Genomic DNA, 20511 nt, shown 5'->3' with positions numbered 1-20511 from the left:
ATCGCGTACCTTTTGGGACTTTAAAAATGGTACGCAATGCGTACCCTACGTTTATGCAGGGCTGGCCGATGTATTTTGAACTGGCATTGCTGGCCTATCTGCTCGACTTGATCATCGGCGAGTTGCCCGGCAAGCATCCGGTGATGTGGATGGGCGATTTCATTTCGGCCTTCGAGCGGCGGTTTTACCGCGACCGCATCTTAACCGGCGCGCTGCTCGTCATCAGCCTGCTGGCGCTGACGCTGCTGATAGCCGTCACGCTGGCTTATCTGGCCGGCTGGCTGCCGGCCTGGCTGTCTTTGCCGGTGCTGGCCGTGCTGGCCTCGACCGGGCTGGCCATGCACATGCTGCACGCCAGCGTTGCCGGACTGCTGACGGCCGAAAACCCCAGGCAGGCACTGAGCTATCTGGTCAGCCGCGATACGCAGGCCATGACCGAAACCGACGTCCATAAAGCCGCGCTGGAAACCTGGGCCGAGAACCTCAGCGACGGTGTCATCGCGCCGCTGTTTTATCTGGTCCTGTTCGGACTGCCCGGCATCGCCGTCTATAAGGCTGTCAATACCATGGATTCGATGATCGGCTACAAGATCGAGCGCTATTTTTATTTCGGCAAGGTTGCAGCCAGGCTGGACGATATCGCCAATTACCTGCCGGCCCGGCTGACGGCGCTGCTGATCATTGCGCTGGCCGATGACAGACGACGGGCCTGGCAGTGCTGCCGGCGCGACGGCGGCAAGCTCGAAAGCCCCAATGCCGGTTTCCCGATCGCGGCCATGGCCGGCGCGTTAGGCGTGGCGCTAGGGGGAGATGCCAGCTACCACGGCCGCATCAAGCGCAAGCCGGTATTGGGCCTGGCTGTCAATGCGGTCAATTCAACCATACTGAAACAGGCATTAAACATGAAAACGGGCATTAATCTTATCGTGCTGGGCATTCTGGCAATCGGAGCTTTGCTGACATGAAAACACTGTTCATAGGCGGGATCAAAAGCGGCAAGTCGCGCCTGGCCGAAACCTATATATTGGCACAGACCAAGGGCCTCAAGCCCTACTATCTGGCCACGACCGAGTTTTTCGACTACGAGATGCAGGCGCGCATCGCCGCTCACAAACAGCGACGCCAGGATTTTTTTGACACATTGGAAGAACCCGTGAAGCTGTTCGAGGCATTAAAGGATTGCCACAAGTCCGTGCTGATCGAATGCGTGTCAATGTGGCTTAACAACATGCTGTATCACGGCCATTCCGAAACCGTTATCCTGGACGAACTGCAAGCAGTGCTGAAACTGCCATGCGATATGGTGCTGGTTCACAATGAAGTCGGGCTCGGCATCATTCCCGACAATCCCTTGGCGCGGCGGTTTGCGGACCTGTCCGGCAAGGCCTCGCAATTAATCGGACAGCATTGCGATCGGGTGTTTTTTTGCAGCGCGGGCTTAACAATACCGATGAAATAACCAATAATAGCCAAAGGGATCAAGCTGCGTTAGCGCAGACCTATCTCTGTTAATTGGAGCGCGGGACGGGTTTTTCCGTACCGTATGGATGTAATGGTGCTCTTTTAATGGGGACCGCTAATCAATAAGAAGACAAGAAGCATGTTAATAATCAATGTAGTTTATAAACGGGCAGCCAAACTGGCCTTAGTCCTGCTGCTTGCCGGCTGTGCCAGTGATACGGAGAACCGCCATTCCGATACCATGGCCGCCGTGAAGCCGCAGAATCAGGTTTCATCCTTGCCGAAAACGACCGGCAAAAACACACTCCCGCCACCTCAGTCATACCGCAAGCTCGCGCCAGTCTATTCGACCGGCCTGTTGACCGGCATTTACGCCAATTCGCCCCGCGTGCATAACTTTATCCGGCACATGGTGCAAAAACACGGTTTCTCGGAAAGTTACCTGAACGGCCTGTTCTCACAGGCTACGCGCCTGGATTCCGTGATCCGCCTCGAAACCGCGCAGGGAGCCCCCAGTTCCGGCCCCAGCATCCCGAGACCGGGCAGCTGGACGCGCTACCGCAGCAAGTTCCTGACCGATGAACATATCAGCCATGGCGCCGAGTTCTGGGCCGAGAATGCCGACGTGATCCAGAGAGCCAGCGCCACCTATGGCGTCGATCCCGAGTATATCGTCGCCATCATCGGCGTCGAGACTTACTTCGGCCGCAACATCGGCAAAACCGGCACGTTCAATGCCCTGGCGACCCTGGCGTTCGATACCGAAAGGCGCGCCACCTTTTTTACCTCGGAACTGGAAAACTTCCTGCTCATGACGCGCGAGGAAGGCTTCGAGCCTTTAGAACCAGTCGGCTCCTGGGCCGGCGCCATGGGCCTGGGGCAGTTCATGCCAAGCAGTTTCCGCCGCCTGGCCGTCGATTTCGACCACAACGGCGTGCGCGATCTGTGGGATCAGCGCGATGCGATCGGCAGCGTCGCGCATTATTTCTCGCGCAGCGGGTGGCAGCGCAGCAGACCCGTCGCGCACCATGCCAATGGCCGCAACGGCTCCTCGACCATTTCCCTGAGCACCTATAACGGCAATGAATTCTGGCAGGTTTACCCCAATTTCAAGGTGATCAAGCGCTACAACAACAGCGACAAATACGCCATGGCCGTGCACCAGCTGGCGCAGGCCATCAAGCAGCGCTACGCAGCCACCCGGGGGCCGGCGCTGGTCATGGGACGCGACCGCATGTAATCCCTGCCCTGTTTTTGCAGGGACATCCATGGGATCAACTGAGGCATATGCCACACTAAAACTGTGGCATATGCCTTATTTTTTCAGAGCAAGGTTATACTCAATCTCTAGAGCACTGTTTTTATTAATATAACGGCTCAGGCATATTTATTGCCCTATTTGTAATTTTATAATTACAAAAAAAGGAAGGATAAGAATGCTGAAAAAGCTCGGTTTAACTGTTTTATTGTTGCTCGGGCACAGCGCGGCCGATGCAGCCGTGCGTGATTTTACGCTGCATATCGATGACGGCGATCTGACCATTACCGGCGCAGGCGGCACGACCCTGTCGGTATGGGGTTACGGCGAAACGGCCGGCCTGCTGTTTACGCTGCCTTCGACGTCAGGCACGTGGTATCCGCAGGTGGTCTATAAAAAGCTGCGCGACAACGCGCCTTACGCGACCGTTTACGGCAAAATCACTTTTTAAACGCGCGCGGTTCGGTTAGGCTAGCTTCCGATTGGCCGTTCATGCTGGTGCGTGAACGGCTAAGGCCACTGGAGCTAGCCCATGTTTTTCAAAGATACCTTAACTCAAGCTTTCGGCGCGATCAGGGCCCAGCGCCTGCGCGCCCTGCTGATCATTCTGGCCATGAGCATCGGCGTGGCTTCCGTGACCGTGCTGACGGCCCTGGGCGAAAGCGCCCGCCTCTATATCATCAATGAGTTTGAATCGCTGGGCACGCATCTGGTCATCGTCCTGCCGGGACGTACCGAAACGACGGGCGGCGCGCCGCCGATGTTCGGCGAGACGCCCCGGGACCTGACGCTGGACGATGCTTATGCCTTGCTTAGAAGCCCCCATGTGGCCGCCATCGCGCCGGTAACGGTCGGTTCCGCGCCGGTTTCGGCGGAAGGCCTGGAGCGCGAAACCAATATCCTCGGTTCGACGCATGCCCTGATACGCGTGCGCCATCTGACCATGGCGCAGGGGCGCTTTCTGCCGGAAGCGGAACCCGACAAGGCCATACCGGTCTGCGTAATCGGCCAGACCATACGCGAACAGCTGTTCCCCAACAGACCGGCGGTCGGCGAGTGGCTGCGCATCAATGACCGGCGTTTCCGCGTGATCGGCGTGCTGGAGTCGGAAGGCCAGTCCGTCGGCACGGATTTCGACGAAATCGTCATCATTCCTGTCGCTTCCGCGCAGGCGCTGTTCGATACCAACTCGCTGTTTCGGATTCTGATCGAGACCAAATCCAAAGAGGCCATGATTCAGGCCGTCGAGGATGTCAAAAACATCGTCAAGGCCCGGCACGAAGGCGAGGACGATATCACGGTGATCACGCAGGACAGCGTCGTCAACACGTTCGACAAGATATTGACCGCGCTGACCCTGACCGTGGCCAGCATCGCCGGCATCAGCCTGGCCGTGGCCGGTGTGCTGGTCATGAACGTCATGCTGGTCAGCGTTACGCAGCGCACGGCCGAAATCGGCCTGCTGAAAGCCCTGGGCGCGACCAGGCGCCAGCTGCACGCGCTGTTTCTGACCGAAGCGGCGCTGTTGTCGCTGGCCGGCGCGGTGCTGGGCGTCGTGCTGGGGCAAGTCACGCTGTGGGGGCTGCAAGCGCTGTATCCGAACTTCCCGTTCATCCTGCCGGTCTGGGCGCTGCTGGCGGCGCTGGCCGTTTCCCTGTTCACGGGGCTCGTGTTCGGCGTATTGCCGGCCAGAAAAGCCGCGCGCCTCGACCCCGTGTCCGCCCTGGCCAGGAGGTAACGATGCGCGCCGCCGACCTGATCGCCTTGTCATACCGGACCGTCATCAGCCATAAGCTGCGCTCGGGCCTGACTGCGCTGGGACTCATCATCGGCATCGCCGCGGTCGTGATACTGACCTCGATCGGCCGCGGCATTCATGCCTTTGTGCTGAGCGAGTTTACGCAGTTCGGCACCAACCTGATCGCGGTCTTCCCCGGCAAGACCACGACCTTCGGCATGTCCGGCGCCACGATCAGCACCGTGCGCCCCTTGTCGCTGGCCGATGCCGACAGCCTGAGCCGGCTGGACAATGTGATTGCCGCTTCGCCGCTCGTGCAGGGCAATGCCCGCGTTGAAGCCGGCAACAAGCAGCGGCGCACGAACGTGCTGGGCGTCGGCTCGGCCGTGCCGGAGATCTGGAAAATCAAGGTCGTCTCGGGCAGCTTCCTGCCGGCCGGCGAGCAGGACAATCCGCGCGCGCTGGCCGTCCTGGGCCATAAGCTGGCGCGCGAGCTGTTCGGCACGGGCAGTCCGCTGGGCCAGCGCATCCGCATCGGCACCGACCGCTATCTCGTGGTCGGCGTCATGGAAAGCAAGGGCCAGATGCTGGGCTTTGACATGGACGACACGCTTTACATCCCGGCCGCCAAGGCGCTGGCGCTATTCGACCGTGAAAGCCTCATGGAGATCGATATTCTTTATGAAAGCAATGCGCCGGTCGCGCGTCTGGAAAAAGCCATCAAAAGGCGCCTGATCGCGCGGCACGGCATGGAGGATTTCACGATCGTGACGCAGAACCAGATGCTGGAAAAGATGGATTCGATCCTGAATATCCTGACGTTGGCCGTGGCGGCGCTGGGCAGCATCTCGCTGCTGGTCGGCTCGGTCGGCATCCTGACCATCATGACCATCGCGGTGTCGGAACGGATCTCGGAGATCGGCCTGTTGCGGGCTATCGGCGCGGAACGGCGCACGATCTTCCGGCTGTTTCTGGCCGAGGCGCTGGCTTTGAGCGCGACGGGCGGCCTGGTCGGCGTGCTGACCGGCATCGTCGCGGTACGGCTTATCGCGGCCGCCCTGCCCGCGCTGCCGGTGCAGCTGGCCTGGACCTATATCGCGGCGGCTTTTCTGGTCTCATTGCTGATCGGCATCGCCACCGGCGTGGCCCCGGCCATGAAAGCGGCCCGGCTGGAGCCGCTGGAGGCGCTGCGGACCGAGTGATCAAAGAAACTGAAACCTCCACGGCTGTTTGATTTGTTCCGCGCCCTGGGTGATGCGGCGGCCCGCCGGTAAATTGTTTTTGACCACTATTTCATGGTAATTCAAAGGTTGATGATGGTAGATAACAGCATTGTTCAACAACTGCCTGGCTGGACACAGATTTTTTCTAATAGCCTGTGTAGGCTGGGTTGAAGCGTTGCGGAAACCCAGCTTGGGCGGCTTCGAATGCTGGGTTTATCAACCCAGCCTACGCGCTGCAAATGCGGCGCTATGCCTTGGGTGATGCGGCGCCCGGCGCGGCAAACGGGATAAGCCCTCCCTGCGCAACATCAGATAATCAGTTGATGTTTTGCTAAATAAATATGAAGAACAGGCAAAATTGAATAATTAAACCTTCGGTGATATGGTAAGAGTGCAGTTTTTAATTCCCTTCACAATGACATCCGAATTACCAGATTCGTCTTATTCATGGTGATGACGGCTGCGGTTTATCAACGGCATTGTAGATGGGACACTCATCTATCTACTTTCGGAGACCCGCATGCGTTACCTTGATCCCAACCAAACCGGCAGCAAAGTCCAGTTCAAATCCCGCTACGATAACTACATCGGCGGCGCCTGGGTAGCGCCCGTCAAGGGGCTTTATTTCGAGAATCCGAGCCCGATCAATGGCAAGCCCTTCTGCGAAATTGCCCGTTCATCGGCGGAAGATATCGAAAAGGCGCTGGATGCCGCCCATGCCGCCAAAGACGCCTGGGCCCGCACGGCGCCGGCGGAGCGCTCGAACATTCTGCTGAAAATCGCCGACCGCATGGAAGCCAGCCTGGAAATGCTGGCGGTGGCGGAGACCTGGGACAACGGCAAGCCGGTCCGTGAAACCCTGGCCGCCGATATACCGCTAGCCGTCGACCATTTTCGCTATTTCGCCGCCTGCATCCGCGCCCAGGAAGGCGGGTTGAGCGAAATAGACCCTGACACCGTCGCCTACCATTTCCACGAGCCTTTGGGCGTGGTCGGTCAGATCATCCCGTGGAACTTCCCGATCCTGATGGCCGCCTGGAAACTCGCGCCGGCCCTGGCCGCAGGCAATTGCATCGTGCTGAAGCCGGCTGAGCAGACCCCCGCCAGCATCATGGTACTGATGGAACTGATCGGCGATCTGCTGCCGCCCGGCGTGCTGAACGTGGTGAACGGCTTCGGCGTGGAAGCCGGCAAGCCTTTGGCCAAAAACAGGCGCATCGCCAAGATCGCCTTCACCGGCGAGACCACCACGGGCCGCCTGATCATGCAATATGCCTCGGAAAACCTCATTCCGGTGACGCTGGAACTGGGCGGCAAATCGCCCAACATCTTCTTCGAGGACGTGCTGTCCCATGACGACGATTTCGCCGACAAGGCGCTGGAAGGCTTCGCGATGTTCGCGCTCAATCAAGGCGAGGTTTGCACCTGTCCGTCCCGCGCACTGGTACAGGCATCGATCTACGACGACTTCATGGCGCGGGCCGTCGCGCGCTTGCAGCACATCCGGCGCGGCCATCCTTTGGACACCGATACCATGATCGGCGCACAGGCATCCAACGACCAGCTGGAGAAAATCCTCGCCTACATCGACATCGGCCGGCAGGAAGGCGCCAAACTGCTCGCCGGCGGCAAGCGCTGCGAGCTGGAAGGCGAGCTGGCCGGCGGCTATTATGTGGAGCCGACTGTCTTCGCCGGCAACAACCGGATGCGGATTTTCCAGGAGGAAATCTTTGGCCCGGTTGTCTCGGTGACCTCGTTCAAGGACCAGGCCGACGCGCTGGCCATCGCCAACGAAACCCTGTACGGCCTCGGCGCGGGCGTCTGGAGCCGCGACATTAATACCGCCTATCACATGGGGCGCGGCATTCAGGCGGGACGGGTGTGGACCAATTGTTATCACCTCTATCCGGCCCACGCCACTTTCGGCGGTTACAAGCAATCGGGCATCGGTCGGGAAAACCACAGAATGATGCTCGACCATTATCAGCAGACCAAGAACCTGCTGGTGAGCTATAGCCCGAAGGCGCTGGGATTTTTCTGAGCATGACACGCGTTTCCTGCACCCCGGCCGCCGCGGAGCTGATCGCCAGGCTCAAGCAATTGCACGGCTGCGAACTGCTGTTCCATCAATCGGGCGGCTGCTGCGACGGCAGCGCGCCCATGTGCTACCCGCTGGGCGAATTCCGGGTCGGCGAGTCCGACGTAAAGCTGGGTGAAATCGAGGGCTGCCCTTTCTATATGGGCGCCGACCAGTTCGAGTATTGGCGGCATACCTATCTCATCATCGACGTGGTGCCCGGCAGGGGCGGCGGTTTCTCGCTGGAAGCGCCCGAAGGCGTGCGGTTTATCACCCGTTCAAGGCTGTTGACCGGGGAGGAGGAAGCGGATCTTGGTTAAAAACTGATGTTATGCACGGGCAGCTTTTTATGCCGTTTGCCGCTCCCGAGCACTACAGTGGTGTAGGTGCGAATTCATTCGCACTCAATGACTAACAAGGCGTCCCAGGTCGAATACCCATGGGGCACAAGTGAATTCGACCCTACAGGTGCTTGGCGTAGGGGCAAATTGTCTGCGTAACATCAGTTAAAAATATTCGCGGTTTCCCTGCCCGACATTGAGACCGGAAGGCATCGCTTTTCGATGCCTTCCTTTGTCGATTGAGGCCTGAATCATTCAGCCCTTTTTGAACTTGGCGGCTTCTTCCGAACCGCCCGTGGCGTCGCCCTCGCTGTAAGAGTGGGCGCCGACCCCGGCCAAATGGCCGCCTTGAACCACCAGATACTCATTACGGATGGGACGGCCCTCGAACCAGCATTCCAGCACTTCGCGCACGCCGGCGGCATAACGCGCCTGGGCCGAGAGGCTGGTGCCGGAGATATGCGGTGTCATGCCATGGTGCGGCATGGTGCGCCAGGGATGGTCCTGCGGCGCGGGCTGGGGGAACCAGACGTCGCCCGCATAGCCCGCCAATTGACCGCTTTCCAGGGCTCGGGCGATGGCATCGCGATCGCACAGCTTGCCGCGCGCCGTGTTGATCAGGTAAGCGCCGCGCTTGAAGTTCTTCAGCGTCTGCTCATTGATCATGTGCTCGGTTTCCGGGTGCAGCGGACAGTTGAGGGTCATCACGTCGCAAACACGGACCAGCGATTCAACGTCGGGATGCCAGGTAAGATTCAACTCTTTCTCGACTTCCGACGCCAGGCGATGGCGGTCGGTGTAATGCAGTTTGACATCGAACGGTTTTAGCCGGCGCAGTACCGCCAGGCCGATGCGGCCTGCGGCAACGGTGCCCACCTCCATGCCCTCCAGATCGTAAGAGCGGGCCACGCAATCGGCGATGTTCCAGCCGCCTTTCACCACCCATTGATAGGATGGGATGTAATTGCGCACCAGACTCAGGATCATCATCACGACATGTTCCGCCACGCTGATGCTGTTGCAGTAGGTGATTTCCGCCACCGTGATGTTTCTCTCGATGGCGGCTTGCAGGTCGACGTGGTCGGAGCCGATGCCCGCCGTCAGCGCCAGTTTCAGTTTCGGCGCCTTGGCGATGCGTTCGGCCGTCAGATAAGCCGGCCAGAAAGGCTGTGAGATGACGATTTCGGCATCGGGCAATTCCTGGTCCAGCCGGGAGTTTTCGCCATCCTTGTCGGAAGTGACCACCAGTGTATGCCCCAGACCTTCCAAATAGCTGCGCAGGCCCAGTTCGCCCGATACGCTGCCCAGCATCTGGCCAGGGATGAAGTCGATCGCCTTCGGGGTCGGTGTGGTCTGGCCATCGGGGTAAACCTTGATCTCGGGTATCGAGTCGCGGGCGTAGGATTTCGGATGACCGTCGATGGGATCATCGTAAAGAACACAAACAATTTTTGCCATGTTGCCACCTCCATGATGAATAAAATGTTGAGGAGCGGTCCTAATCTTCGACCGATTAGCCTCCGGTTTTATCCTGGCCGGGGAAAGATTTGCTTGTCGGGCGTATTCCGCCACTCAGTTTCGATGGGATGAGGTTCGCCAATGGACCCTCAGCGCAGGGGGGCGAATTCACTTGTGCCCGTCAGGGTATTTGCACTGACAACCCTATAGCCTTTTGCAAAGCAGCGTGTTTCGGGTCGAATGAATTCGACCCTATATAGTCCTTCCGTCCTGTTTTAGGTGATACTCAGCACAGCTGGCAGGTAGCTGCCAGTAAAGCAGGACATGCACCTGCGGGCTACGAATAATTCGACCCCAACATTTAGATGTTCACCGGTTTGGTTTCGAGCCCACGGGTGCGCTTGGGATCACTAACGAATACTCAGGGCTTGCCGCGGCATCGGCTCACCTATATTGCTTTCGCAGATCTCAGGCAGGCATGTTTCTCTTGGTTAATCGACCCCGCCGGAGATCAGGTATGAATAGCCTTAACAAGCCATCGTTTACAGCTTTTGTCGGTATTGACTGGGCCGACAGAAAGCATGACGTTTGCCTTCAAGCGGCAGACAGCCCGAAGCGGGAGTTTTCAGTGATTCCCCATCAAGTTGAATCGATCAACGATTGGGCGCAAGCCTTAATTCAACGGTTTGGCTCACCTATTGCGGTCGCCGTGGAACTGTCGAAAGGTCCGATTGTATATGCACTGCAGAAATTTGATAGCTTTGTCATTTATCCGATCAATCCTGGAACGCTGGCCAAGTATCGGGAAGCCTTTACGCCGAGCAGGGCAAAGGATGATCCGACGGATGCGGAATTCGCTGTGGATCTACTGTTACGTCATCCCGAGCGTTTTAAACCCCTTCAGCCTCAAAGCCTGGAAATGCGAGCCTTGTCATCCCTGGTTGAGCAAAGAAGGAGTTTGGTTAACGATAAAATCCGTCTCACCAACCGTCTGCGTTCGGCCTTAAAGCAGTATTATCCGCAAGTCCTGGACTGGTTTGATCATATTGATACCCCGTTATTCTGTGCTTTCATTCGCCAATGGCCAACGCTGGCCCAAGTCAAACGGGCCCGAAAAAATACGCTGGCCACCTTTTTTCATCAACATAACATGCGTTTTCCTCAGGTGTTGGAAGAGCGGCTGGCAGCGATCAAAACTGCAACGCCGTTAACTTTAGATGAGGCTATTATCATTCCCTATCGCCTACAGGCACAGGTATTGATCGAACAGTTAAGCGTTACTCTGGAAGGGATTAAACAATTTGACCAGGCCATTGAGCAAATCGCCTGTCAGCATCCTGATTATGCCTTGTTTAGCGCATTGCCAGGCGCAGGTTCATCGCTCGCGCCGAGGCTATTGGTGGCGTTTGGCGAGCAGCGAGATCGATACCCGAGTGCGGCAGATTTACAAAAATATGCGGGCGTTGCGCCAGTAACGGAGCGCAGTGGTAAGAAACATTGGGTGCATTGGCGGTGGGAGTGCCCGACCTTTCTTCGACAAACCTTCACCGAGTGGGCGGCACAGACCATTAATAAATCATTCTGGGCGGGCCAATATTACCGACAGCAGCGCGCAAAGGGCTCAACCTATCAAGCCGCTGTGCGTTCCCTGGCGTTTAAATGGATACGTATCCTCTACCGGTGCTGGCAGACCGGTAAGCCCTATGATGAATCCACTTACCTCAAAGCGCTGGAACAACGGGGCTCCTCGTTGCTAAAACCAGGCGGCGAAATCAGTGAAAAAGCTTGACGGACTAACTCAGGGCGTGAACAGGCTGTGGCGTCAGTGTCGCAAACGGGAAAAGACAGCCATCCGTAACATCAGTTATTCAAACTCAAAACCAGCCTTTTTCCAGGCCTTTGCGCCGCCTTCAAGATTGCTTAAGTTACGGTAACCCAAATCATGAAGCGACCTTGCCGCCGCATTGCCCATAGGGCCGCCCTCGCAATAGAGATAGATAGCTGAATTTTTGTCCTTGGGCAGTTTGTCTTTGTATCTCTCGATTTCGTTGTAAGGAATAAACAGGTCAGTGCCTTTTATATGCCGCTGTTCGGGCGTGTGAACGTCGACAAGGAAAATATCCTCTTGCTGCATGATCCGGTTTAATTCAGGCGCGGTTATAACGTTCAGATAATCCGGCTTTTGAAACGAACAGCCAGTCACAAGGAAAATAAAAGCGATGACGGGGTAAAGTTTTTTCATAGGAATAGTTTTGCAGTTCATAAAGACAGGCAACTCATTCATGCCGGGCAACCGGTGATTCGGCTATTGATTTAATAACGAAAATCACAGGAAATTGAAGAAATAATCATGGCTATATGGAGTCAGTATATTGGCTTTAACAAGGGCTAACAACTTTATCTAAACTGAACAGAGATTCTCATTTTGGTCAGTGATCTCAATAGTGGGCACAAAAAAACCCTTGCCCGGCAATGCCGGACAAGGGTTTTGCTTCTGGTTGCGCATGCGGCCGGACTGCCGTCGCAGCGGCTTCAGCTTAGTGCGTGGAGGCGTAGAGCTGCTGGATTTCCTTGTAGCGGTTGGCCGCATCGGTCAATGTTTCCTTGGCCGATGCCAATTCGTTATTCTTGAGTTCGGTACGCGCTTTTTTCAAAACATTGCTGGCCTGGTTGCGTTTTACGTCCAGCACATTATTGGCGATGTCTTTCTGCAATTGACGGGCATCGCTGACCATATCGACCAGCTTCTCGTTGTCCGTGCCATTGTCTAGTGCCGTAATCGTCTCTTCGACTTTCGCCAGCGTGTTCTCGATCGCCGCTTTAACATCTTCATATGAAGGATTCGCAATGGCGGATGCGGTGAATGATGTGGCAGCCATTGATGCGGCCATAACAGAAGAAACCAGAAATTTGTTGAATGCGTTCATGGGGTAAGCCTCATAGTGGATAAACAATTTATTTTCACCTGGCGATGAACAGAAGGCTTAGGGCAAGGCCGATTCATGTTGATCTTCAGGCATGGTGAGATTCTAGCAGGTTTTGTTCTAATTAGAACTATTTTCGTTCTAATGCGGACTATTTTTTTGAATGCCATGCTTTTTACGCCCTGGCTTTTCTTGATAATTAATTTAATGAGACTTAATTATCAATAGCTTATATGATTTTCAAAGGTCCGGTTTCAGGCGTTTGCTGGGCTGCGGAAGTCGTTCGATTTGGCCGTCCGACCGGCAAGTCTTGCCGAAAAACGGCCGGATTTCCTTATCAAAAGATAGATTAATGCCAAATTACATTAAAAAACTTGAGGTTATTACCGATCAGGATTACCATTTAGTTCTAATTGCAACTATTAATTTTGAAGTTATGAATTCGCCATCGACATTTCCGAGCGTGCTGCGCGAGCTGACGCGGACACATCAAGTTTTTTTAGCCTATGCGGCCTGTCATGTGCACACGCTGGATCTGACGCTGCCCCAATTCGATATTATCCTGACCCTGGGCAATACGGCCGGCATGACCTTCAAGCAGCTGGGCGAGAAAACCATCATTACCAAAGGCACTTTGACGGGCGTCATCAACCGCCTGGAAGATAAAGGGCTGGTTCAGCGCATGGCTTCGAAGACCGACGGCCGCAGTCAGATCGTGCGGCTGACGGCGGCGGGCGCAGCCCTGTTCAAACGCGCTTATCCCGAGCATCTGGAATTCATCTATCGGATATTTAATGATGGCTCTTATTGGATTCCAGGGAGATACCCAACCATTGCTGAAAGCTTGAATTTGAGGTTCAGTATCCCCAGATAGGACGGATGATTACCTTACCTCAACTATTAGACAATGCCAAATGCTTTGAAACGATTCGCGTCCTGCGCTGGCCGGATAAAGTCTCTTGTCCCCATTGCGGCTCAGAAGCCATAATCAAGCAGGGCAAGGATGATACCCAGTCTGAAAGGCAGCGTTACAGCTGCAAGGCCTGTCAGCGCAAATTCGACGATTTAACCGGTACGATTTTCGCGGGTCACCATCAACCCTTGAAGATCTGGGTGCTGTGCTTGTATTTTATGGGCTTGAACTTATCGAACGCGCAGATTGCCCGTGAGCTGGATTTAAATGAAACGGACGTTCAGCCAATGACCCAGCAGTTGCGGTCAGGGATCGTCAGCAAAAGACCAGTGGTGGTGCTGGAAGGCGAAGTCGAATGCGACGAAGTTTATGTGGTAGCCGGGCATAAAGGCCAACCGGAAGCCGTAAAAAAAAGGCCGAAAAGGTCGGCGTAACCGCTTAAAAGGTGCGCGTGGACGCGGTACGCTGGCCAAGGAAAAGCCGCCGATATTGGGCATGATTCAACGCGGCGGACCAGTGGTCATTCAGATGCTGGACAATGTTCAGCAAACGACCATCCAGCCTGTGATTCAAAGCACCATAGCGCCGGGTACGCTCATTTACACCGATGAATATGCGATTTATGACCGCCTGGAGTCATGGGGATACGCGCGAAAAAGCGTTTGCCATGGTGCCGGGGAATATGCGCGCGATGAGGACGGTGATGGGTTTTATGAAGTGCATGTGAACACAATGGAAGGGTTTTGGTCGCTGCTGCGTTCCTGGTTACGCCCGCATCGCGGGATTTCTCAAGCGCATCTGCCCATTTATTTAGGCTTTTTCGAGTTTGTCCATAACGCCAGAAAACGCGGTAAAGCGTTATTAAGTTCTCTGTTGGAGCTGATTATCAGCTAACTCCCTGGAATCCATTATGAGCCTTAATGATTATTCACCGGAAGATATTGAGACACTTGAATCGGCTCTGCGGCGGCTGCGCGAAGCTGTCACCGCAGCGCGCGGCGACATGCATGAAGAACCGGCTGTTGAAGCCGGCGAATAGAAGGCTGCGCTTCCTGTCCAGCCTGTTTTTTAACAGCAGCACACATTCATCAAAATGGGTCCGTCGGTTATCGGCTCGGACTCTCTTCAATATTTACAGCTAATCGCCTCTCTTGAATTACGCCGGGGTTTGATCAAAACCGGCGGCAAGAACACATGGCACTGCGTGCGGGCCAAATGCCATCGAGCCGTCGGCAGCATACCGATAAGTGTTTGATCCATAATGCACTCAAAGAAAGACCGCTCATTTTGTTCTCTTTTTGTTCTCTTTCTCTGGCATTTCAGGCCGTTTTTGATAAGCTGACAAAAAATACAAAAACAGGAGCGACGATGAATCAATTAACCCGACGACAGCGGCAAATCCTTGATTTCCTGCGCGACACCCCCGACAAATTCCCGTATCCGCCGACACTGGACGAACTCTGCGCAGCGCTCGGCATGGCCTCTCGGGGCTCCCTGCACAAGCACATATCGGCCTTGATCGAGGCGGGACTGGTGGAGCCGTTCGCGGGCCAAAAGCAGGGCGGCATCCGCCTGACCGCCCTGGCGCAGCGCGATGAGGCCGATCGCGAACAAGGTTTGCCGTTTGTCGGCAGGATCGCCGCCGGCAGGCCGATCGAGGCCGTCGAAACTGTCCGCTACATGGTCGTGCCCGAAGTCCTGAAAAGCGACAAGCCCTGTTACGTGCTGCAGGTCAAAGGCGACTCGATGATCGAGGCCGGCATTTTCGACGGCGACTGGGTAGTCATCGAGCAGCGCAGCTACGCGCACAATGGCGAGATCGTCGTGGCGCTGGTCGAAAAGACCGAAGCGACCTTGAAATACATCGAGCAGGAACCGGACAAGGTGCTGCTGATCCCGGCCAACGCCAGCCTGGCGGCGATGGCCTATCGACCTGAGCAGGTCGAGATCCAGGGCGTGCTGGTCGGGCAAATGCGCAGTTATCGTTCATCACTGACTAAATAATGGGGGAGAACCATCATGACAAGAAGAATTCACATGCAGGACCAGGTCGGAGCCAACAAAATCGAGGAAATCATGCACCATGACTACGGCCAGTGCTCGATCGAACAATGGACCGTGAAGTTTGCGGTAGTCGGAGCGTTTCTGTTGCTGGGGGTATATTGGTAATTCCGGGTTTGGCTTATCCGGCGTTTCCTACAGGGCCGGGTAAGGATTTGGTCAAAAATAGTTTCCCGGTGTGCGGATGACATTAACACTTGTGTAAGGGCGAATTTACTTGTGCCCCAGAGGGCATTCGCCCAAGGCGACTTAAGTCGCCCCCGCAAAGGTATTTATTGGTCAAATGCGCCACTTGACCCAGACGCCGCGAAAACGTTAAGGACGGAGCTGCAAACACCGTCCCGCCGGAAAAAGCCATGCCCTGTGCGCCCCACTTATAACAGCCTGTGTAGGCCGGGTTGAAGCTTTAGCGGAAACCCGGCCTGGGCGGCTTTGAAAATGCCGGGTTTATCAATCCGGCCTGCCGCCGTTGCAAGCCTCGGCGCACGGCGCGGCAAACGGGGCAAAAACCGTCTGTGCGTAACATCAGTTACGTTAAGGCAGATGTCAGAGCATCAGGCCGGCAGGAATCTTTCACTGAACACCTGTTCGACCGGCACGCCTTGAGAGCGGGCAGCCGCTTCGGCGGCGTCAATCAGAGCGGGCGGTCCGCAGAGGTAAATGTCGGGCCGGGCATTCAGGTCGTCCAGGTCCTGAGCCAGCGCATCCGCCGGCGTGCCGCAGAAGCCCTGCCAGTCCTGGTTCGGCTTCCACACGCACAAAATCACCTGGAGCTGGGGCAGTTCCGCCTTTAACGCTTCCAGCTCCGTCAGGCAGAACAACTCTTCGACCCGGTTGACGCCGAAATAGAGCCGGACCGGGTGCGGTTCCTGAAACTCGGCCATACGTCTGAGCATGGACAGCATGGGCGCCAGTCCCGTGCCGCCGGCCACGAACCAGCGCGGCCTCAGGCCGTTTTCGCTCAGGCCGAAGGCGCCTTGAGGGCCGTGCACGATCAGCGTCTGACCGGCATGGGCCTGTTCCCGCAGCCAGGTGGAGAAAAGCCCGCCGGGCTGGAGGCGGATCAGGAATTCCAGCCGTCCTTCCCAGTTGCCCGTGTTGGCGAGCGAGTAAGCGCGCCTGATGGCCTGCCCCGGCACTTCCAGTTCCACAAACTGGCCGGGCTCGAATTCCGCCACGCTTCCGCCGTCGTCCGGCGCGAGGTGCAACGTCAGGCGCACGGTGTTTTCGCCGACCGGCTCGATGGCGGCGATATCGGCATTTCGGCGCCGGATTTCGCCCAGCAGGATGCGGTCATGGTCGAAAGGCAGGGAAACGCTCAGATCGCTGAGGGGAAAGGTGCGGCAGAGCAGGATGCCGCCCTTCTCTGCCGCGCCGGCCGGCAATGCGGCGGGATTGTGCTCGCCCAGGATATAGTCGCCGCGTGTGGCGTCGGCGTAGCAGGCGCCGCAGCTGCCCTGACGGCATTGGGAAGGCAGCACGATGTGCGCGTCGGCGGCGGCCTCCAGCAGGCTCTGGTCGGCGTCGCAATCGAAACGGAGCAGCTCTCCGTCGCGGGTAGTGAGTTCAATGGTATGAGTGCTCATGTTTTCTTAGGCTCCAAATAGGGATGATGCGGCCGGGAACGCGCAAGCTTCCCGGCCGCATAGGCAATCAGGCGGCTTTGGGCGCCAGCGCGGCATCGATGTCGGCCTGGGCCGTGGTGATGGGCTGGAGTCCATACCTGTCCACCAGCGCCTGCACGAGGTTCGGCGTCAGGAAAGCGGGCAGCGTGGGGCCGAGGCGAATGTTGCGGATGCCCAGTGCCAGCAGGGTCAGCAGCACGGCGGCGGCTTTCTGCTCGAACCAGGACACCACCAGCGACAAAGGCAGGTCATTCACGTCGCAGTCGAAGGCTTCGGCCAGCGCGACGGCAACCTTGATGGCGGAGTAAGTATCGTTGCACTGCCCCATGTCGAGCAGGCGCGGAATGCCGCCGATGTCGCCGAAGTCGTGCTGGTTGAAACGGTATTTGTTGCAGCCCAGGGTCAGCACGACGGTGTCCATCGGCGCCTTCTCGGCGAACTCGGTGTAGTAGTTCCGTCCGGGCGCGGCGCCGTCGCAGCCGCCGATCAGGAAGAAGTGCCGGATGGCACCGGACTTCACCGCGTCGATGACCTGGTCCGCGACGCCGAGCACGGCATCGCGTCCGAAACCGATGGTGATGGTTTTTTCAGTCTCGGCTGTTTCCTTGAAGCCGGGCAATGCTCGCGCGGCCTGGATCAAGGGCGCGAAATTCTTGTCGCTGATATGGCGCACGCCGGGCCAGCCTACCGGGCCGGCGGTAAAGATGCGCTGACGGTACTGGGGCTGCGGCTCGATGATGCAGTTGGAGGTCATCAGGATGGGGCCGGGGAAGTCGGCAAAGTCCTTCTGCTGATCCTGCCAGGCGCCGCCGTAATTGCCCGCCAGATGCGGATAGGCCTTGAGTTTGGGATAGGCATGGGCGGGCAGCATCTCTCCGTGCGTGTAGATATTGATGCCGGTATCCCTGGTTTGCTCCAGCAGCGCCGCCAGGTCGCCCAGATCGTGGCCGGATACCAGGATGGCCTTGCCCGGAATCGGGGTCACGCGCACCTGGGTCGGCTGTTGCGCGCCGAAGGTGCCGGTATTGGCCGCATCCAGCAATTCCATCACGGACAGGTTCAGAAAGCCCAGGGCCAGGGACTGGTTGAGCAGGGCATCCGCGTCTGTGGGCTCCGAGCTCAGGAAATCCAGCGCATCTTCGATCCCGGCGTAAACGGCCTCGCTTTCTTTGCCCAGCACATGGGCATGATGCGCATAGGCGCAGACGCCCTTCAGGCCATAGAGCACCAGCGAACGCAGGCCGATGATGTCGGGGCCCACCTGCTCGAGTCCGGCATTGATACCCACCTCGGCGGCTTGCCCGAGCAGGCCCTCCATGTCCGCGGCTGGCTGCCAGGCAGCAGGGCCGGTGAGGCTTTCAGGCACTTTGCCCGCTGCCAGCGCGGCGGCTTCATAACGCGCCTTGACCCGATCCCGTATCGAGGCGGTTTGCTGCAACAGCACGGTAAAGCGGGTGGCATTGAAGTTGACGTTGGTCAGCGTGGTGAACAGCGCATACAGTATGAAGCCGCCGGCTTCGTTATCGGGGGCATTCAGGGCTCGGGCGCGCTTGGCGTACTGGGCAATGCCCTTGGCGCCGTGGATCAGCAAGTCCTGCAAGTCGGAAGTGGTGGCATCCTTGCCGCACATGCCTTTGGTGGACGCGCAGCCGCTGGCGGTTTCGGAGCGGTAGGTCTGTTCGCATTGGTAACAAAACATCGGATGTTCTCCTTGGGTTGGTTGTTTGGATGAAAACAATGTTCACGTCAGCTTTTGCACTAACTATGCCAAGAAAAAAATACCCATGCCGGGCTTACAAAACCTTACACTTTATGCCTGATTTCAATGTATAGTTGTCTTATTAACATCACCGAAAAGTTGTTTGTTTAACAACCGGGTTATCACTATGACGACGAATACCTTTTTCACCTCGCTGATTTCAGTGGTCGCGGACCTTTCCATGCACATGCCGCCGGAACAGCGTTATCAGCGTCTGTTGCAGCATTTGCGCCAGACTTTCCCGTGCGATGCATCGGCGTTGCTGAAACTGGAAGGTCGTCATCTGGTCCCGCTGGCGGTTAATGGATTGTCGGAAGATACGCTGGGTCGGCGCTTTATCGTTGCCGAGCATCCGCGGTTGGCGCGGATTGTGGCATCCGATCAAGCCGTGCGCTTTGCTGCCGATTCCGATTTGCCCGATCCCTACGACGGGCTGATCGAGGCTGAAGACACCCGGCTGCTGGTCCATGACTGCATGGGAGTTACGCTGTTTATCGATGGCGAACCTTGGGGCGTTTTAACGCTGGATGCGCTGAGCTCGGGCACTTTTGACGACATCGACCCGGTGCAATTCAATGCCTTCATCAGCCTGACCGCCGCATCGGTCAAAGCCGCCAGGCTGATTTCGTCCCTGGAACAGCGAGTCAGTTATGCCACCCGCACCCTGATCAAGAAGAATGCCGATCACGGCCTGATCGGTGAAAGCGAGTGCATGCGAACGCTGCGCAATGAAATCTCCATCGTGGCGCCCTCGGAACTGGCGGTCTTGATTTTGGGCGAAACGGGCGTTGGCAAGGAACTGGTGGCCCAGCGCATTCATCTGGAATCGAAGCGCGCCGACCAGGTCATGGTGTACGTCAATTGCGCGGCGCTGCCGGAAAGTATTGCCGAGAGCGAGCTGTTCGGCCACAGCAAGGGCGCGTTTTCCGGCGCCATCAGCGAGCGCGCGGGTAAATTCGAATTGGCCGACGGCGGTACGATTTTTCTGGATGAGATCGGCGAGCTGCCGCTTTCAATCCAGGCGAAACTGCTGCGGACTTTGCAAAACGGCGATATACAGCGCGTCGGCAGCGACCGGCAAATCAAGGTCAATGTCCGCGTCATTGCCGCAACCAACCGCAACTTGCAAGAGGAAGTCGCCAATGGCCTGTTCCGTTCCGATCTTTATCACCGCCTGGCGGTTTATCCCATGCACGTTCCGCCCTTGCGGTGCAGGGAAAAAGACGTGTTGTTGCTCGCCGGCGCCTTCCTGGAAAAAAATCAGCAACACTTGGGCCTTAAGAAACTGCGTCTGGACACGGGCGCTAAAAAAGCCCTGCTGGACTATCACTGGCCCGGCAACGTTCGCGAACTGGAGCATTTGCTGAGCCGTGCCGCGCTTAAAGCATCGACCCAGGCAAACCGTCAGTCGGGCATTATCACCATATCCCCCGCATATCTGGACATCACCCCGGCTTCACAGGACGGGACAAGCGGCACGGTAACAGATGTATCGACAATCCCGTCCATACCGATGGATTTTAAAGACGCCGTGGACGAATTTCAGCGCCAGCTTGTCCAGCAGCAAATCGCCCTGCATCAGGGCAATCGGGCGGCGGCCGCACGTGCGCTTGGGCTGGATCGAGGCAATTTTCATCGCCTGCTGAAGCGCTTGGCCATTTAATGATTGGGCG

21 protein-coding genes are annotated in these 20511 nt (G+C 57.0%); 16 read left to right on the top strand and 5 right to left on the bottom strand.

The genetic code is table 11. The features are described from left to right. The first annotated feature begins 26 nt into the window (after positions 1-26). From cbiB to METLU_RS0113985, 8 genes are all read left to right on the top strand, one after another. A complete protein-coding gene (gene cbiB / locus METLU_RS0114025) occupies positions 27-965 on the top strand; it encodes an adenosylcobinamide-phosphate synthase CbiB (protein ID WP_231383612.1) in 939 nt (312 codons plus the stop codon). Continuing rightward, complete coding sequence (locus METLU_RS0114020) at positions 962-1459, top strand: bifunctional adenosylcobinamide kinase/adenosylcobinamide-phosphate guanylyltransferase (protein WP_027158765.1); 498 nt, start codon at positions 962-964, stop codon at positions 1457-1459. The genes cbiB and METLU_RS0114020 overlap by 4 nt, the downstream gene beginning before the upstream one ends. Positions 1460-1600: 141 nt before the next feature. Next, positions 1601-2701, top strand: a complete 1101-nt coding sequence (locus METLU_RS0114015; protein WP_027158764.1) for a lytic murein transglycosylase — start codon at positions 1601-1603, stop codon at positions 2699-2701. 196 nt (positions 2702-2897) lie between these two features. Further along, a complete protein-coding gene (locus tag METLU_RS0114010; protein ID WP_027158763.1) occupies positions 2898-3170 on the top strand; it encodes a hypothetical protein in 273 nt (90 codons plus the stop codon). Between the two features lie 81 nt (positions 3171-3251). Further along, positions 3252-4457, top strand: coding sequence for an ABC transporter permease (locus tag METLU_RS0114005; protein ID WP_027158762.1), 1206 nt, complete (start codon positions 3252-3254; stop codon positions 4455-4457). A 2-nt stretch (positions 4458-4459) separates the two neighbouring features. Then, positions 4460-5659, top strand: coding sequence for an ABC transporter permease (locus tag METLU_RS0114000; RefSeq protein ID WP_027158761.1), 1200 nt, complete (start codon positions 4460-4462; stop codon positions 5657-5659). Positions 5660-6200: 541 nt separating this feature from the next. Continuing rightward, the gene (adh, locus tag METLU_RS0113990) at positions 6201-7721 is read left to right on the top strand and encodes an aldehyde dehydrogenase (protein WP_027158760.1); all 1521 of its coding nucleotides are present in this window, start codon (positions 6201-6203) and stop codon (positions 7719-7721) included. A gap of 2 nt (positions 7722-7723) precedes the next feature. Next, positions 7724-8077: a DUF779 domain-containing protein gene (locus METLU_RS0113985; RefSeq protein ID WP_036243127.1), complete on the top strand. Its 354-nt coding sequence runs from the start codon at positions 7724-7726 to the stop codon at positions 8075-8077. 276 nt (positions 8078-8353) lie between these two features. Here METLU_RS0113985 and METLU_RS0113980 read toward each other — a convergent pair whose 3' ends face one another. Then, positions 8354-9556, bottom strand: a complete 1203-nt coding sequence (locus METLU_RS0113980) for an NAD-dependent formate dehydrogenase (protein WP_027158758.1) — start codon at positions 9554-9556, stop codon at positions 8354-8356. A 517-nt stretch (positions 9557-10073) separates the two neighbouring features. On the opposite strand from METLU_RS0113980, the gene METLU_RS0113975 reads away from it, so the two are divergent. Next, positions 10074-11345 (top strand): IS110 family RNA-guided transposase, encoded by a 1272-nt coding sequence (locus tag METLU_RS0113975; protein WP_027157521.1) that lies wholly within the window; start codon positions 10074-10076, stop codon positions 11343-11345. Between the two features lie 75 nt (positions 11346-11420). Here METLU_RS0113975 and METLU_RS0113970 read toward each other — a convergent pair whose 3' ends face one another. Together METLU_RS0113970 and METLU_RS0113965 are read right to left on the bottom strand one after the other, a co-directional pair. After that, complete coding sequence (locus METLU_RS0113970) at positions 11421-11798, bottom strand: rhodanese-like domain-containing protein (protein WP_036243124.1); 378 nt, start codon at positions 11796-11798, stop codon at positions 11421-11423. 295 nt (positions 11799-12093) lie between these two features. Next, positions 12094-12483 carry a hypothetical protein gene (locus METLU_RS0113965; protein WP_027158756.1) on the bottom strand — a complete coding sequence of 130 codons (390 nt, stop codon included), beginning with the start codon at positions 12481-12483 and terminating at the stop codon, positions 12094-12096. 349 nt (positions 12484-12832) lie between these two features. Between METLU_RS0113965 and METLU_RS25375 the strand changes: the two genes are divergently transcribed. The 6 genes from METLU_RS25375 (at position 12833) to METLU_RS27960 (ending at position 15562) form a co-directional block, all read left to right on the top strand. Then, positions 12833-13354: a MarR family winged helix-turn-helix transcriptional regulator gene (locus METLU_RS25375; protein WP_231383611.1), complete on the top strand. Its 522-nt coding sequence runs from the start codon at positions 12833-12835 to the stop codon at positions 13352-13354. Positions 13355-13359: 5 nt separating this feature from the next. Then, a complete protein-coding gene (locus tag METLU_RS28410) occupies positions 13360-13827 on the top strand; it encodes an IS1/IS1595 family N-terminal zinc-binding domain-containing protein (RefSeq protein ID WP_231383518.1) in 468 nt (155 codons plus the stop codon). A gap of 31 nt (positions 13828-13858) precedes the next feature. Beyond that, positions 13859-14287, top strand: a complete 429-nt coding sequence (locus METLU_RS28405) for an IS1595 family transposase (protein ID WP_231383524.1) — start codon at positions 13859-13861, stop codon at positions 14285-14287. Positions 14288-14303: 16 nt separating this feature from the next. Next, the gene (locus METLU_RS28990) at positions 14304-14432 is read left to right on the top strand and encodes a hypothetical protein (protein ID WP_269209261.1); all 129 of its coding nucleotides are present in this window, start codon (positions 14304-14306) and stop codon (positions 14430-14432) included. A 329-nt stretch (positions 14433-14761) separates the two neighbouring features. Then, positions 14762-15397 carry a transcriptional repressor LexA gene (gene lexA / locus METLU_RS0113935; RefSeq protein ID WP_027158755.1) on the top strand — a complete coding sequence of 212 codons (636 nt, stop codon included), beginning with the start codon at positions 14762-14764 and terminating at the stop codon, positions 15395-15397. 15 nt (positions 15398-15412) lie between these two features. Next, on the top strand, positions 15413-15562 hold the full coding sequence (locus METLU_RS27960) for a hypothetical protein (protein ID WP_155920558.1): 150 nt from the start codon (positions 15413-15415) through the stop codon (positions 15560-15562). A gap of 446 nt (positions 15563-16008) precedes the next feature. Here METLU_RS27960 and mmoC read toward each other — a convergent pair whose 3' ends face one another. Further along, positions 16009-17040 carry an aromatic/alkene monooxygenase hydroxylase FAD-binding subunit MmoC gene (gene mmoC / locus METLU_RS0113925; RefSeq protein ID WP_027158754.1) on the bottom strand — a complete coding sequence of 344 codons (1032 nt, stop codon included), beginning with the start codon at positions 17038-17040 and terminating at the stop codon, positions 16009-16011. A 67-nt stretch (positions 17041-17107) separates the two neighbouring features. Then, on the bottom strand, positions 17108-18778 hold the full coding sequence (gene hcp / locus METLU_RS0113920) for a hydroxylamine reductase (RefSeq protein ID WP_027158753.1): 1671 nt from the start codon (positions 18776-18778) through the stop codon (positions 17108-17110). 187 nt (positions 18779-18965) lie between these two features. Here hcp and norR point away from each other — a divergent pair, with 187 nt between their 5' ends. Further along, on the top strand, positions 18966-20501 hold the full coding sequence (gene norR, locus METLU_RS0113915; RefSeq protein ID WP_027158752.1) for a nitric oxide reductase transcriptional regulator NorR: 1536 nt from the start codon (positions 18966-18968) through the stop codon (positions 20499-20501). The last annotated feature ends 10 nt before the right edge of the window (positions 20502-20511 follow it).

Origin of the sequence: Methylobacter luteus IMV-B-3098, from assembly GCF_000427625.1 — a bacterium.
In the GTDB taxonomy this organism is placed as follows: Bacteria; Pseudomonadota; Gammaproteobacteria; order Methylococcales; family Methylomonadaceae; genus Methylobacter; species Methylobacter luteus.
The sequence above is the reverse complement of the archived record's forward strand: the minus strand, read 5'-3'. Positions and strand labels throughout refer to the sequence as shown.

Excerpts from the sequence above, each read along its gene's own strand:
- METLU_RS28410 (WP_231383518.1), top strand. The coding sequence starts at position 13,360 with ATGATTACCTTACCTCAACTATTAGACAATGCCAAATGCTTTGAAACG.
- norR (WP_027158752.1), top strand. The coding sequence starts at position 18,966 with ATGACGACGAATACCTTTTTCACCTCGCTGATTTCAGTGGTCGCGGAC.
- adh (WP_027158760.1), top strand. The coding sequence starts at position 6,201 with ATGCGTTACCTTGATCCCAACCAAACCGGCAGCAAAGTCCAGTTCAAA.
- cbiB (WP_231383612.1), top strand. The coding sequence starts at position 27 with ATGGTACGCAATGCGTACCCTACGTTTATGCAGGGCTGGCCGATGTAT.
- METLU_RS0114000 (WP_027158761.1), top strand. The coding sequence starts at position 4,460 with ATGCGCGCCGCCGACCTGATCGCCTTGTCATACCGGACCGTCATCAGC.
- METLU_RS28990 (WP_269209261.1), top strand. The coding sequence starts at position 14,304 with ATGAGCCTTAATGATTATTCACCGGAAGATATTGAGACACTTGAATCG.
- METLU_RS0113985 (WP_036243127.1), top strand. The coding sequence starts at position 7,724 with ATGACACGCGTTTCCTGCACCCCGGCCGCCGCGGAGCTGATCGCCAGG.
- METLU_RS27960 (WP_155920558.1), top strand. The coding sequence starts at position 15,413 with ATGACAAGAAGAATTCACATGCAGGACCAGGTCGGAGCCAACAAAATC.
- lexA (WP_027158755.1), top strand. The coding sequence starts at position 14,762 with ATGAATCAATTAACCCGACGACAGCGGCAAATCCTTGATTTCCTGCGC.
- METLU_RS25375 (WP_231383611.1), top strand. The coding sequence starts at position 12,833 with ATGCCAAATTACATTAAAAAACTTGAGGTTATTACCGATCAGGATTAC.
- METLU_RS0114015 (WP_027158764.1), top strand. The coding sequence starts at position 1,601 with ATGTTAATAATCAATGTAGTTTATAAACGGGCAGCCAAACTGGCCTTA.
- METLU_RS0113970 (WP_036243124.1), bottom strand. The coding sequence starts at position 11,798 with ATGAAAAAACTTTACCCCGTCATCGCTTTTATTTTCCTTGTGACTGGC.
- METLU_RS0113965 (WP_027158756.1), bottom strand. The coding sequence starts at position 12,483 with ATGAACGCATTCAACAAATTTCTGGTTTCTTCTGTTATGGCCGCATCA.
- METLU_RS0114005 (WP_027158762.1), top strand. The coding sequence starts at position 3,252 with ATGTTTTTCAAAGATACCTTAACTCAAGCTTTCGGCGCGATCAGGGCC.
- METLU_RS0114010 (WP_027158763.1), top strand. The coding sequence starts at position 2,898 with ATGCTGAAAAAGCTCGGTTTAACTGTTTTATTGTTGCTCGGGCACAGC.
- METLU_RS0113975 (WP_027157521.1), top strand. The coding sequence starts at position 10,074 with ATGAATAGCCTTAACAAGCCATCGTTTACAGCTTTTGTCGGTATTGAC.
- METLU_RS0114020 (WP_027158765.1), top strand. The coding sequence starts at position 962 with ATGAAAACACTGTTCATAGGCGGGATCAAAAGCGGCAAGTCGCGCCTG.
- mmoC (WP_027158754.1), bottom strand. The coding sequence starts at position 17,040 with ATGAGCACTCATACCATTGAACTCACTACCCGCGACGGAGAGCTGCTC.
- hcp (WP_027158753.1), bottom strand. The coding sequence starts at position 18,778 with ATGTTTTGTTACCAATGCGAACAGACCTACCGCTCCGAAACCGCCAGC.
- METLU_RS0113980 (WP_027158758.1), bottom strand. The coding sequence starts at position 9,556 with ATGGCAAAAATTGTTTGTGTTCTTTACGATGATCCCATCGACGGTCAT.